Consider the following 13,680-nt stretch of genomic DNA (forward strand, 5'->3'; position numbering starts at 1 on the left):
GCTCAGTCCTGCCTGGCGGGATCGAGGTTGTCCACGCGTACCGCGGTGCGTAGCTCCTCAGTGACCGGCAGGTGCCAGACCTGGGTGTAGAAGCTGAGCTCGGCCTCCAGGGCCCGGTGGATGTTGGACGCCGAGCGGAACCCGTGGCCCTCGCCCTGGAAGACCTCCAGGGCCACCGGCAGGCCCTGGTCGGCCACGGCCCGGTAGAGGGTCGTGGCCTGGTCAGCCGGGACAATCGGGTCCTCGCTGCCCTGCAGGAGCAGCAGCGGGGCGTGGATGTCGCTGACGTGGGAGATCGGGGAGCGCTCGGCCAGGACCGGGTCCTCGGTATCCGTGGCACCCACCAGGGTGTGGATGTAGCGCGACTCGAACTTGTGGGTCGTGCGAGCCATCTGTGCCAGGTCCGTGACCCCGAAGCTGGAGGTGGCGGCGGAGAAGACGTCGGAGCGGATGAGGCTGGACAGCACGGTGAAGCCACCGGCCGAGGAACCTCGCACCGCCATGCGGCTGGGATCCACCAGGCCCTGCTCAGCCAGGTACCGGGCGCCACTGACGACGTCGTCGACGTCGACCAGCCCCCAGGCGCCGTTAAGCGCCTTGCGGTAGGAGCTGCCGTAGCCGGTCGAGCCGCGGTAGTTGACGTCGAGGTAGGCGAATCCGCGGCTGGTCCAGTACTGCACGCGCAGGTCGTAGCCCGGGCGCGAGGCCGCCGTCGGCCCGCCGTGGACGTTGACGATCAGGGGAGGGAGATCACCGTCCGGCCCGGTGTAGCCGGCCGAGGCCGGAGGATAGAAGAAGCCGTGTGCGGTGGCGCCGTCGGAGCTCGGCCAGGACACCGCCTCGGGGAAGGAGATCCCGATCGACTCCGGGTCCAGCTCGCCGGAGTCACGCAGGACCTGCACGCCGCCGTGACCGACCTCGACGATGGCCGGCAGGCAGTGCTCGTTGCTGGCCAGCATGACCACCCGCCCCGAGGAGGACGAGGCGACGTTGCCCAACGGCTGCCAGCCCACGTTCCACTCCTCCAGCTCGCCGTTGGCCAGACGGATGGTGCCCAGGTGCCACACGGCGTCGCGGGCCCAGGAGGCGATGAGGTGCTCGCCGTCCAGGACGTCGAAGTGGTGCGGACCCAGCTGCCAGGCCGGGAAGGTGAAAGTGGCCTCGGCCGGGTGGAGGGGACGGGTGCGCAGCTGGCGGGTCCACCCCTCGCGGTTGGTACCGCGGCGGGGGAACCCCTCGGTGCGGTAGAGGTTCCAGAAGCCCGAGCCGTTGGCGACGTGGACCAGGTCGCACTCCTCGGTCCAGCGCGGCTCGGACACGGAGTGCCCCTCGCCCCCGTCCAGCACGGTCTGGGAGCCGATGGTGCCGTCCGGCTGGAGGTCGCCGACGTGGAGAACCGCCTCGTCCCAGGGCATCGAGGGGTGGTTCCAGGTGATCCAGGCCAGGTGCTCGCCGTCGGGGGACAGCGTGGGAGAGGTGACGAAGTCCGTGCCCGATACGAGGGTGCGCACGGGCGAGTCGTCGCGTGCGGCCGAGCCGTCCAGGGGGACGGCGACGAGGGTGTTGACCGACTCGCCGCCCCCGCGGTGGTCCTCGCGCACGGCGTAGACCAGCCCGCGGGCGGTGTCGATCTCCAGGTCCCCGTGACGCACGTCCCCGTAGATCGTCAGCGGTACCAGGCCGCGCAGACGGTGGTTGACGTCGTAGCGGTAGAGCCGGCCGTCCCCGGCGTGGGAGACGACGATGATGCCCGAGTCGACGGCGTAGGCGCGTCCGCCGTACTCGTGGACGCCGGTGCGCACGTCCACCAGCTCGTCGGAGGGCGTGAGCGGCAGGACCTCGCCGACCTGGCCGTCACCGTCACGGCGCAGCAGGACCTGGCGCCCTGCCTGGGAGGCGCGCTGCTCGACCCAGTAGGTGTCCGGGCCGTCCACGCGCACCTGTGACAGGGTCACCGTGCGGGTGGTGATCGTGCCCGGTGAGATGGGCGAGGGCCAGGTGCCGAAGGGGGCGGTGGTGCTCATGAGTTGCTCCTGTCCGTTGGGCTGGTGCGTCGCGTCGGGCCGTGAGGAGGCCGCGTGACGCGTGCCATGCCATACCCTACGTGCCCTGCGTGTCCCCTGGGTGACACACAGCATGCGCCGCGGGAGCAGGGGTGGTCACTCAGCGCCTATGCTGTGGTGTCTGGCCACCGACCCTGCAGGTGCACCTCGGCGGCCGATGACAGGCGGCAGCCACGCCAGCCCCGCGCATGGGCACCTCATGCGCGGGCAGGGACCAATCGGGAGGACGACGGCGATGAACCTGAGCACCCAGGCTCCCGGCTCGGGCCAGGACCACGTGCGTGGCGGTGCGCACGTCCAGGCGTGCCAGGACCTGCCGGCCACGCCGTTGCTGTCCTCGATCAGGTGCCCCAGTGACCTGCGGCGCCTGACCAGCGACGACCTCACCGCCCTGGCGCAGGAGATCCGCGAGTACCTGGTGGCCACGGTGGCCCGCACCGGCGGCCACCTGGGCCCCAACCTCGGTGTGGTCGAGCTGACGCTGGCGGTGCACCGGGTCTTCAGCTCTCCTCGCGACACCATCGTCTTCGACACCGGGCACCAGGCCTACGTGCACAAGCTGCTCACCGGACGCCAGGACTTCAGCCACCTGCGTGAGCGTGGCGGGGTCTCCGGCTACCCGGCGCGCTCGGAGTCGGTTCATGACGTGGTGGAGAACTCCCACGCCTCGACCGCCCTGTCCTGGGCTGACGGGATCGCCCGGGCCAACCACCTGGCCCACCGCGAGGACCGGCACGTGGTGGCGGTGATCGGTGACGGCGCCATGACTGGCGGCATGGCCTGGGAGGCCCTGAACAACATCGCGGACTCGGTGGACAAGCACCTGGTCATCGTCGTCAACGACAACGGCCGCTCCTACGCCCCCACCATCGGCGGGCTCGCCCACCACCTGGACGCACTGCGTACCAACCCCGGCTACGAGCGGATGCTGTCAACCGTCAAGAAGGGGCTGCTGAGCCAGGGAGCGCCGGGACGCGCTGCCTATGACGCCCTGCACGGGCTCAAGCGGGGCCTGAAGGACGTGCTGGTACCCTCCGCCTTCTTCGAGGACCTGGGGATCAAGTACACCGGCCCGGTGGACGGGCACGATGAGACGGCCCTGGAGTTCGCGCTGACCCGGGCCCGTGAGTACGCCGAGCCAGTCATCGTCCACGTCATCACGCAGAAGGGCCGTGGCTACACCCCGGCCGAGGAGGACATGGCTGACCGTTTCCACGCGGTGGGCAGGATCCACCCGGAGACCGGGCTGCCGGTGGTGCCCGAGCGCTTCGGCTGGACTGCCGTCTTCGCCGAGGAGGTCCTGGAGCTGGCCCGCCGCGACGAGCGGATCGTCGGCGTCACGGCTGCCATGCAGCAACCGGTTGGGCTCCAGCCCCTGGCGGACGCGATGCCCGAGCGCGTCATCGACGTCGGGATCGCGGAGCAGCACGCGCTCACGGCGGCCGCTGGCATGGCCTTCGCGGGCATGCACCCGGTGGTCGCGCTGTATGCCACCTTCCTCAATCGTGCCTTTGACCAGCTCCTCATGGACGTCGCTCTCCACTGGGCTGGGGTGACGGTGGTCCTGGACCGTGCGGGCCTGACCGGCACGGACGGCGCCAGCCACAACGGGATGTGGGACATGGCCTTGCTGTCTCACGTGCCAGGCCTGCGGCTGGCCGCGCCCCGTGACGAGCAGACCCTGCGCCAGGCGCTGCGCACGGCGGTGGCGACCCAGGACGGACCGACCGTCCTGCGTTACGCCAAGGGAGCGCTTCCTGCGCCCCAGCCGGTCCTACGCACGATCGGTGACCCCGATCATCCCTTCGAGGCGCTCGACGTGCTGGCCGACTCCACCCAGGGGGACGTGTCCGGCGCGGTGGTCATCGTCGGTATCGGGGCGATGGTTCCTGCCGCCCTCCAGGCCGGCGTCCGGCTGGCCGAGCAGGGTGAGCCGGTGCTCGTGGTCAGCCCACGCTGGGCGATCCCGGTGCCGCAGACCCTGGTCGACCTCGTCGCGCGCTGCCGCGGCGCCGTCGTGGTGGAGGACGGGCTGGTGGAAGGTGGTATCGGCTCCCAGCTGCGTGACGCGCTGGAGGAGCGGTGGACCGGCTCTCAGGGCGACGGCGAGGTGGCCCTGGGGGCTGAGCGCCCGCCGCTCGTGGCGCGTATCGGCGTGCCGCGTCGCTTCTTGACCACGGCCTCGCGCGACCAGCTGCTGGCTGACTTCGGAATGGACGCCGACGGCGTTGCCCGGGCCGCACGGCGGATCGTGCGCACGCGCAGCGCCTGAGGATCTGGCGGACGCCGTCGACGCATGGGACCAAGGTCCGGTTTGTCCTGTCATCGCGCTCCCGGTCTGAGGCTTGCGTCACGGACGCGTGACGGCAGGGGAGTAGGACGGAGTGCCTAACGATTCCCCTGTGAGTGATCCCACCGGCCTCGACCGTGTGAAAGGTTCACCTGGGCCACGTGGACGCATACCCTGGTAGCGACGGCGCGAGGACGTGCCGCAGCGCCCCACAAGGGCGGACACCATCGGGTGGCCAGCCGCCACCCACCTACAGGAGGGCACGGATGACCACCGAGGTCACAGCATCCGCCACCGCGGACGAGAGCACCAGCCGCGACGCATGGGAGGGGTTCGTCAAGGGCTCCTGGTCGCAGGGCATCGACGTCCGCGACTTCATCCAGCGCAACTACACCCCCTACGACGGCGACGCCTCGTTCCTTGCCGGTGCGACCGACAAGACCCTGCGCCTGTGGGACACCCTGGAGGAGAACTACCTCAAGGAGGAGCGCAAGGTCCGCATCCTCGACGTCGACACCCACACGCCGTCGGACATTGACGCCTTCCCGGCCGGCTACATCTCCGAGGACGACGACGTCGTCGTCGGCCTGCAGACCGACTCCCCGCTCAAGCGCGCCATGATGCCCAACGGCGGCTGGCGCATGGTGGCCCAGGCCATCAAGGAGGCGGGTAAGGAGATCGACCCCGAGGTCCAGAAGATCTTCACCCGCTACCGCAAGACCCACAACGACGCGGTCTTCGACATCTACACCCCGCGCATCCGCGCCGCCCGCTCCTCCCACATCATCACCGGTCTGCCCGACGCCTACGGACGCGGCCGCATCATCGGTGACTACCGTCGTGTGGCCCTGTACGGCGTCGACTACCTCATCGAGGAGAAGCAGAAGGCCAAGGACGCCGTCGCGGACAAGCCCTTCTCCGAGCACTGGGCCCGCTACCGCGAGGAGCACGCCGAGCAGATCAAGGCCCTGAAGAAGCTCAAGGTCATGGCCGACTCCTACGGCTTTGACATCTCGGGCCCGGCCAAGGACGCCCACGAGGCTGTCCAGTGGACCTACTTCGCCTACCTGGCCTCCGTCAAGTCCCAGGACGGCGCCGCCATGTCCATCGGTCGCCTGTCGGCCTTCCTGGACATCTACTTCGAGCGCGACCTGCGCGAGGGCGTCATCGACGAGACCTACGCCCAGGAGCTCATCGACAACTTCGTCATGAAGCTGCGCATCACCCGCTTCCTGCGCACCACCGACTACGACCAGATCTTCTCCGGTGACCCCTACTGGGCCACCTGGTCTGACGCCGGCTTCGGTGAGGACGGCCGCCCGCTGGTCACCAAGACCTCCTTCCGTCTGCTGCAGACCCTGCGCAACCTCGGCCCGGCCCCCGAGCCGAACATCACGATCTTCTGGGACGAGAAGCTGCCGCAGGGCTACAAGGACTTCTGTGCGCTGATCTCGATCACGACCTCCTCCATCCAGTACGAGGCTGACGAGCAGATCCGTGAGCACTGGGGCGACGACGCCGCGATCGCCTGCTGCGTGTCCCCGATGCGCGTGGGCAAGCAGATGCAGTTCTTCGGCGCCCGCGTCAACTCCGCCAAGGCGCTGCTGTACGCCATCAACGGCGGCCGCGACGAGATGACCGGCAAGCAGGTTGTCACCGGCCTGCCCGGCATCGAGGGCGACGGCCCGCTCGACTTCGACGAGGTCTGGGACAAGTACGAGAAGATGCTCGACTGGGTGGTGGCCACCTACGTCGAGGCCCTCAACATCATCCACTACTGCCACGACCGTTACGCCTACGAGGCGATCGAGATGGCGCTGCACGACTCTGAGATCGTGCGCACCATGGGCTGCGGTATCGCGGGCCTGTCCATCGTGGCTGACTCGCTGTCCGCCATCAAGTACGCCAAGGTCACGCCGGTGCGCGACGAGACCGGCCTCGTGGTGGACTACGTCACCGAGGGTGACTTCCCGATCTACGGTAACGACGACGACCGCGCCGACGAGATCGCGGCTACCGTGGTCCACACGATCATGTCCAAGATCAAGGCTCAGCCTTTCTACCGTGACGCGATCCCGACCCAGTCGGTCCTGACGATCACCTCGAACGTCGTCTACGGCAAGGCCACCGGCGCCTTCCCCTCGGGTCACCAGAAGGGCACCCCCTTCGCCCCCGGTGCCAACCCGGAGAACGGCATGGACACCCACGGCATGGTGGCCTCCATGCTGAGCGTGGGCAAGCTCGACTACAACGACGCCCTCGACGGCATCTCTCTCACCAACACGATCACCCCGCAGGGCCTGGGCCGCACGCTCGACGAGCGCGTGTCCAACCTCGTGGGCATCCTCGACGCGGGCTTCGTTCCCGAGGACTCCGCCGAGGCCTGATCCCTCATGCGTCCACCCGCCGGCCGGCGGGCAGGACAACCACTCGACACTCGTGTCGAAACACACCACTTGAATGAAAGGGGCCACTCATGGCCACGTACGAAGAGCGCCTCGCCTCGATGAAGGCTCAGCGCGAGGACAACGGCGGCGTCAAGGGCCTGTACCACGCCAACATCAACGTCCTGGACCGCAACACCCTCGAGGACGCGATGGAGCACCCGGAGAACTACCCGAACCTCACCGTTCGCGTCTCCGGCTACGCCGTCAACTTCGTCAAGCTCACCCGTGAGCAGCAGCTTGACGTCCTCAACCGCACCTTCCACGCCGGCGCCTGAGCCGGTACGGGGTTGAAGAAGTCAGATGAGCACTACTGACACTTCTGCCCCTGCAGCATCGGGCGGCCGGGACCAGGACTTCCTGGCCCCGGCCGCCCGCTTGCGCGGGGCGGGCATCGGAGGACTTGAGGAGCTGAGCGACATCGAGCGTTCGGACCGTCTGGCCCGGATGCGCGACGGCTCGCTCGGCTCGATCCACTCCTGGGAGCTGGTCACGGCGGTGGACGGCCCCGGCACACGGATGACCGTCTTCCTCAACGGCTGCCCGCTGCGCTGCCAGTACTGCCACAACCCGGACACCTTCCTTATGAAGGACGGTGAGCCGGTGGAGGCTGAGGAGCTGCTGCGGCGCATGAGGCGCTACCGCGGTGTCTTCCGCGCCTCCAAGGGCGGCATCACCCTGTCCGGAGGAGAGGTGCTCATGCAGCCCGCCTTTGCGGGCAGGCTGCTGGAGGGTGCCAAGAAGATGGGGATCCATACCTGCATCGACACCTCCGGGTTCCTCGGCGCCAACGCCAGCGACGAGATGCTCGACAACGTCGACCTGGTGCTGCTCGACGTCAAGAGCGGGGACGAGGAGACCTACAAACGGGTCACCGGACGCCAGCTCGCCCCCACGATCGCCTTCGGTGACCGCCTGGCGGCCAAGGGCATCGAGATCTGGGCGCGCTTCGTGCTCGTGCCGGGACTGACTGATGACCCGGAGAATATCGAGAAGGTCGCCCAGATCATCGAGCGGTGGAGGAACGTGGTCTCGCGGGTCGAGGTCCTGCCTTTCCACCAGATGGGCACGGATAAGTGGGACGCGCTGGGACTGAACTACACCCTGCGCGACGTCCCCCCGCCCTCGCCGGAGCTGGTGGAGTCCACCCGGGAGGTCTTCCGCTCCCACGGCTTCACGGTCCACTGACCGGTTCGGCGCGGTGGCAGGTTCCGGCCTGCCGCCGCTCTCAGGCAGTGCGGTGGCTGGATCGAGGCGTGAGTCAGCCTCGGATCAGGCCAGGGCGTCGGAGAGCTGGGCCGCCGTCTGCTCGACCTGCCACGGCCGTGCTCCCAGCTCTTCCAGACGTCGGGCCACCGCGATGACCGAGACGTCAGGCACGTGGCCGGCCGCCTCCTCCTCGCCGATCTGCCAGGCGAGATGACGCTGCGTGTCCGGCGCGAGCAGCAGTTCCTGGGGCACGCGCAGCTGCTCGGCGCGCTGACGTACGGCACCACGCACCTCATCCAGGGCGATGGCTGCCTCACTGTGGTGACGTGCCCACGAGCGCGGCTGGGGCAGCTCGCCCGGGGCGAGCGCAGCGTGCATCGCCGGCAGCTGGTCCTCAGGAAGCTCGAGCGCCTTCTCGACCGCGCGCCACCACACCTCCTGGTTGAGGCGGGCCTGGCGGGAGGAGAACTCCTTGAGCGCAGCCAGCTTGCGCCTGGAGGTAGGACGGGCGACGGCCGCGGCGACGACGGCGCTGTGGGGAAGCACCTTCGAGGGTGTGCGATCCAGCTGCTGAGCCAGCTCCTCTCGCGCCGTCCATACCTCTCGCAGCACCGCCAGGGACCGCGCCGAGCGCATGGCTCGCCCAGCCCGGGGCGTCTTGCGCCAGGGGTCGATCTTGGCTGGACGCGGTGGACGAGTGCGCTCGTAATCGAACTCTTGGCGAGCCCACTCAGCCTTGCCTGCCTCCTCTAGCTCGGCACCGAGCGCCACGCGCAGGTCGGCTAGGAGCTCGACGTCGAGCGCGGCGTACACGAGCCAGGTGCGCGGGAGCGGCCGGGTGGACCAGTCCGCGGCCGCGTGGTCCTTGGCCAGCCGCAGGCCCAGGGTCTCCTCGACGACGGCGCCCAGCCCGACCCGGGCCCGTCCCAGGAGCCGGGCGGCTAGCTCAGTGTCGAACAGGGAACGAGGGTGCAGGCCAAGGGCGCTCAGGCACGGCAGGTCCTGGTCCGCAGCGTGCAGGATCCACTCGGGGCCGTCCAGGGCGGCTGCCAGTGCGCTCATGTCCCCGGCCGTGACCGGGTCCACCAGGAAGGTCCCGGCACCCTCGCGGCGCAGCTGGATGAGGTAGGCGTCCTGGCCGTAGCGGAAGCCCGAGGCGCGTTCGGCGTCGACGGCGACCGGCCCATGACCGGCTGCCAGGCAGTCGGCAGCCTGGGAGAGCAGCTCCGGGGAGTCAGTGACCGGTGGCAGCCCTTCGTGCGGATGGACGTAGTCACGTACCTCGGCAGACGGGACGGGGTTGTCGGTGGTGCCTGGGTGGGCCACGGGCAGGGGAGAGGAGGCGGACACGGTGTTCACCGGCCTGCCAGGTGGAGTGAGGTGGCCAGCTCAGGCTCGTGGCCGGCAGCCAGGTGGATGAGCTCGTACCAGGCCTGCAGATGCGGTCCCAGGTCCGGGGTGGTGGGTGACCAGGAGGCCCGGATCTCGGCGTGGGCGCAGGCGTCCGTGAGCTCAAGACCTCCGAAGGTCTCGGACAGGACCCGGGTGACCGTGCCCACCAGTGCTCGGTGCCCGGCGCCGGCCGAGTCCAGCGCGTCCGCGAGCCAGGACCACACTGCTGAGCCGAGTAACGGGTCGGTGCCCACCTCGTCGTCGAGCCGGGCACGGGCCATGACCACCAGGCGGAAGTCCCCGTCCCAGGCGTCCTGACCCGCAGGGTCGTGCAGCACAACGAAACGCCCGGAGGCCTCCGGGGCGCCATCGAGGGTCAGGGTGGTCTCTGCCGTCAGTGCAGCGGCGTAGGGCGCTATCCGTCGTGGAGCAGGGACCTCATCGAGGATGAGCCCGCGCGCACGAGGGGCGTGACGCAGGGACAGCAGCGCCTGCTCAAAGCGCTCCGGGATCGTCTCCTGATCGGCACGGGCATCGAGCGGCGGCGAGACGCTGGTGGTCGACGGTGGGGTCACCGGGCCAGGCTAGCGGCGTACCTGCCCCTGGCGGTGGCTCCCACGCCGCCTCAGGGAGCAGGTGCACCGATGGGTTACAGTGAGTCGCCGGTGACAGCCAACGTTGCCGGCGTCCGACAGTGACGTGACCGTCGTGGAACGGAGTATTGGGAGTATGGTGCCGCAGTTTCATCCTGTGCTTCTGGGAGCAGACGCCCTCGGCTACTCCTACGCCCGGCAGTTCCACGAGGTCTACGGCCTGACCTCGACCGTCCTGGCCTCGGCCGACATCCGTTACACCTCCACCAGCCGCTTCACCTCCTACACCGTCATCGACGGGCTGGACCAGGAGGAGACCCTGCTGCGGGCGCTGCGTGAGCAGGCCGGGAGGATCCCCGATGGCACTCGGCCGCTCGTGCTCTCCGGTGCCAGCGACTGGCACGCTCGTACCCTGGCCAAGAACAGGGCGGACCTGGAGGCCTGGGGGTACGCGGTCCCGGTCATCGACTTCGACCTGCTGGACCGCTTGACGCAGAAGGACCGCTTCTACGCGCTGTGCCAGCGTCTGGGGATCCCTTATCCGCGCACCTGGGTCCTGCCCTTCGGCCAGGTGGCACAGGAGGTGACTGACTCCGGGCTGGAGGTGCTCGGTGGGGTCGAGCAGCTGCGCGGCGCGGACTTCCCCCTCATCGTCAAGCCGTCTCACTCCGCGGACTGGCACTACGCCGATATTGAGGACAAGCACAAGGTCTACACGCTGGGGTCCTACGAGGAGCTGGTTCGGGTGAGTGCCCAGGTCGAGGCCTCGGGCTACCACCACGGCCTCATCATCCAGGAGGTGCTCTCGACGGCGGATACCTCGCTGCACACCCTCACGGTCTTCGCCGACGCCCGTGGTGAGGTCCGTATGGCCGTCTCCGGCGACGTCGTCGTCCAGGACCGCTCAGCCAAGGGCGTGGGCAACCCCCTGGTCATCCTGGGTGACCGCAGGCGCCAGGACCTTCTGGACCACGCGCGCCGCTTCATCCGCGAGACCGGCTACAGCGGCTACGCGAACTTCGACGTCATGGACGATGCCCAGGGCAACCCCCATTTCCTGGAGGTCAACACCCGCCCGGGCCGTAACTCCTACTACGTGACGCTGGCCGGCTGCCCCTTTGTCCGGCCTCTTGTTGACCACTATGTCTTAGGCCGGGACGTGGCGACCTCACTCAGCGACGCCGAGCGCGCCGCGGACCGCCCCTTCCTCTTCTCCATGGTGCCGGCGGCCGTGGCCCTACGTGAGGCGGGCGACCCTGCGCTGCGCCGGCGCCTGGAGCCCTTTTTCGCTGAGGGGACCTGGGCCAATCCTCTGCTCAACCGCGAGGACCGCCTGGTTCAGCGGATGTGGGCGCGGATCAACTTCGAGCATATGCGCACCAAGTTCTAGGCCGCTCCCTGTCAGCTGTCGGCGTCTGCGGGCTGGCGTCAGTCCTGGGAGGGACCGGGACAGCCGCGAGCGTCCCGGACTCGCAGGTTGGTGCGGACAAGAAGGTCATCGAGCGCGCCTCAACGGTGATGACTGCGCCGGCCTCATGGGTCGAGCCTGGCTCCAGGCGCTCGGTGGGGGCGGTGTCCAGCTCGACGCTCCAGGCCGCGGCGTAGTCGGCGCCGGGCAGGGTGAACTCGATGTCGTCGGGCGAGGCGTTGATGAGGACGAGGAAGGAATCGTCCACCAGGCGCTGGCCGCGCTCATCAGGCTCGGCAATCGCTCCGCCGTTGAGGAAGACGGCCATGGCGCGGGCGTACCAGGTACCCCAGTCAGCATCGGTCATGCGCTCGCCCGAGGGGCGCAGCCAGGCGATCTCGCCCAGCGCTGACTCTCCGCCGTGCCCGGCGTCGCCGGAGAAGAAACGACGACGGCGCATCACCGGGTGGTCGCGGCGCAGGCGGACCATCTGGCGGGTGAAGTCATGGAGCTGCTTGGCCTCCTCATCCAGGTCCCAGCTCACCCAGCTGGTCTCGTTGTCCTGGCAGTAGGTGTTGTTGTTGCCACCCTGGCTGCGCCCGAGCTCGTCGCCGTGGCAGATCATGGGGACACCCTGGCTAAAGAGCACGGTCGCGAGGAAATTGCGGACCTGGCGACGGCGCAGGTCGAGCACCGCGGGATCATCGGTGGGCCCCTCGACCCCACAGTTCCACGAACGGTTGTTGGAGTCGCCGTCGGCTCCGCCCTCGCCGTTGGCCTCGTTGTGCTTGGAGTTGTAGGAGACCAGGTCGGCCAGGGTGAAGCCGTCATGGGCCGTGACAAAGTTGATGCTGGCTACCGGGGTGCGCCCGGAGTGCTGGTAGAGGTCGGACGAGCCGGTCAGGCGCGAGGCGAACTCGCCCAGCGTTGAGGGCTCCCCGCGCCAGAAGTCGCGGACCGTGTCACGGTACTTGCCGTTCCACTCGCTCCACAGCTGAGGGAAGCCGCCGACCTGGTAACCGCCTTCTCCCACGTCCCAGGGCTCGGCAATGAGCTTGACCTGGGAGAGGATTGGGTCCTGGTGGATGATGTCGAAGAAGGCGCTGAGCTTGTCGACCTCGGCGAACTGCCGGGCCAGGGTCGAGGCCAGGTCGAAGCGGAACCCGTCGACATGCATGTCGGTGACCCAGTAGCGCAGCGAGTCCATGATGAGCTGAAGGACGGCGGGGGAGCGCATGAGCAGGGAGTTGCCCGTGCCGGTGGTGTCGAAGTAATGGGCCCGGTCGTCGTCGACCAGCCGGTAGTAGGCGGCGTTGTCGATGCCGCGGAAGGACAGGGTGGGACCCATGTGGTTGCCCTCGGCGGTGTGGTTGTAGACGACGTCGAGGATCACCTCGATACCGGCCTCGTGCATGGCCTTGACCAGGGCCTTGAACTCCTGGACCTGCTGGCCGTCGCTGCCGTAGGCGGCGTAGGCGTTGTGCGGGGCGAAGAAGCCGATGGTGTTGTAGCCCCAGTAGTTGGACAGCCCCTTCTCCTGCAGGTGGGTGTCGTTGACGAACTGATGGACCGGCATGAGCTCGATCGCTGTGACGCCCAGGTCCGTGAGGTAGCTGATGACCGCGGGGTGGGCCAGGCCAGCGTAGGTCCCCCGCAGCTCCTCGGGCACCAGGGGGTGCAGGCGGGTCATGCCCTTGACGTGGGCCTCGTAGATGACGGTGTCGTGGTAGGCGCGGGCCGGGGGACGGTCGTGGCCCCAGTCGAAGAAGGGGGAGGTGACCACCGAGCGCATCGTGGCGGGGGCTGAGTCCTCCTCGTTGCGGGCCGAAGGGTCCTCGAAGCTGTAGGAGTACAGCGAGGGGGAGGGGGTCACATGGCCCGAGATCGCCTTGGCGTAGGGGTCGAGCAACAGCTTCGAGGCGTCGCACCGGTGCCCTGCGGCGGGGTCATAGGGGCCGGTGACCCGGAATCCGTAGTGCTGACCGGGGCGCACCCAGGGCAGGTAGCAGTGCCAGACGTTGGCGTCCACCTCAGTCAGTGCCACGCGGGTCTCGTGGCCCTCCCCGTCGAACAGGCACAGGTCCACGGCCTGGGCGAGGGAGGAGAACAGGGCGAAGTTCGTGCCCGATCCATCGAAGGTAGCGCCCAGCGGATAAGCCCGTCCGGGCCACACCTGTGGCGCCCAGGGGTCAGGGGCGGTGGTGGCAGACGACATAGGCCAAGCCTGTCACGTGTGAGGATTGTGTGCAGCGGACCACGCGACTAGGTGAGGAGTCACACT

At 68.8% G+C, this 13,680-nt stretch carries 9 protein-coding genes; 5 read left to right on the plus strand and 4 right to left on the minus strand.

Translation table 11 applies throughout. From position 1 onward, the window contains the following. Positions 1-2: 2 nt before the first annotated feature. The gene (locus CYJ26_RS00385; protein WP_006549840.1) at positions 3-2,024 is read right to left on the minus strand and encodes an alpha/beta hydrolase family protein; all 2,022 of its coding nucleotides are present in this window, start codon (positions 2,022-2,024) and stop codon (positions 3-5) included. Between the two features lie 274 nt (positions 2,025-2,298). Here CYJ26_RS00385 and dxs point away from each other — a divergent pair, with 274 nt between their 5' ends. From dxs to pflA, 4 genes are all read left to right on the plus strand, one after another. Continuing rightward, the gene (gene dxs / locus CYJ26_RS00390; protein ID WP_411161164.1) at positions 2,299-4,335 is read left to right on the plus strand and encodes a 1-deoxy-D-xylulose-5-phosphate synthase; all 2,037 of its coding nucleotides are present in this window, start codon (positions 2,299-2,301) and stop codon (positions 4,333-4,335) included. 284 nt (positions 4,336-4,619) lie between these two features. After that, entirely contained in the window at positions 4,620-6,740 is a 2,121-nt protein-coding gene (gene pflB / locus CYJ26_RS00395) for a formate C-acetyltransferase (protein WP_006549838.1), read from the plus strand. Between the two features lie 89 nt (positions 6,741-6,829). Then, positions 6,830-7,075: an autonomous glycyl radical cofactor GrcA2 gene (gene grcA2, locus CYJ26_RS00400; RefSeq protein ID WP_006549837.1), complete on the plus strand. Its 246-nt coding sequence runs from the start codon at positions 6,830-6,832 to the stop codon at positions 7,073-7,075. Positions 7,076-7,100: 25 nt separating this feature from the next. Beyond that, entirely contained in the window at positions 7,101-7,985 is an 885-nt protein-coding gene (gene pflA / locus CYJ26_RS00405) for a pyruvate formate-lyase-activating protein (protein ID WP_006549836.1), read from the plus strand. Between the two features lie 84 nt (positions 7,986-8,069). On the opposite strand, the gene CYJ26_RS00410 is transcribed toward pflA, so the two are convergent. Further along, entirely contained in the window at positions 8,070-9,365 is a 1,296-nt protein-coding gene (locus CYJ26_RS00410; protein ID WP_180950807.1) for an HRDC domain-containing protein, read from the minus strand. Next, positions 9,362-9,910 carry a DUF3000 domain-containing protein gene (locus CYJ26_RS00415; RefSeq protein ID WP_048684504.1) on the minus strand — a complete coding sequence of 183 codons (549 nt, stop codon included), beginning with the start codon at positions 9,908-9,910 and terminating at the stop codon, positions 9,362-9,364. The genes CYJ26_RS00410 and CYJ26_RS00415 overlap by 4 nt, the downstream gene beginning before the upstream one ends. A 238-nt stretch (positions 9,911-10,148) precedes the next feature. On the opposite strand from CYJ26_RS00415, the gene CYJ26_RS00420 reads away from it, so the two are divergent. Continuing rightward, on the plus strand, positions 10,149-11,381 hold the full coding sequence (locus CYJ26_RS00420; protein ID WP_244901978.1) for a carboxylate--amine ligase: 1,233 nt from the start codon (positions 10,149-10,151) through the stop codon (positions 11,379-11,381). Here CYJ26_RS00420 and glgX read toward each other — a convergent pair. Further along, a complete protein-coding gene (glgX, locus tag CYJ26_RS00425; protein ID WP_101637762.1) occupies positions 11,350-13,614 on the minus strand; it encodes a glycogen debranching protein GlgX in 2,265 nt (754 codons plus the stop codon). The two genes, CYJ26_RS00420 and glgX, sit on opposite strands and share 32 nt — an antisense overlap. Positions 13,615-13,680 lie beyond the last annotated feature (66 nt).

It is taken from the genome of Actinomyces urogenitalis (genome assembly GCF_002861525.1).
Taxonomy (GTDB): domain Bacteria; phylum Actinomycetota; class Actinomycetes; order Actinomycetales; family Actinomycetaceae; genus Actinomyces; species Actinomyces urogenitalis.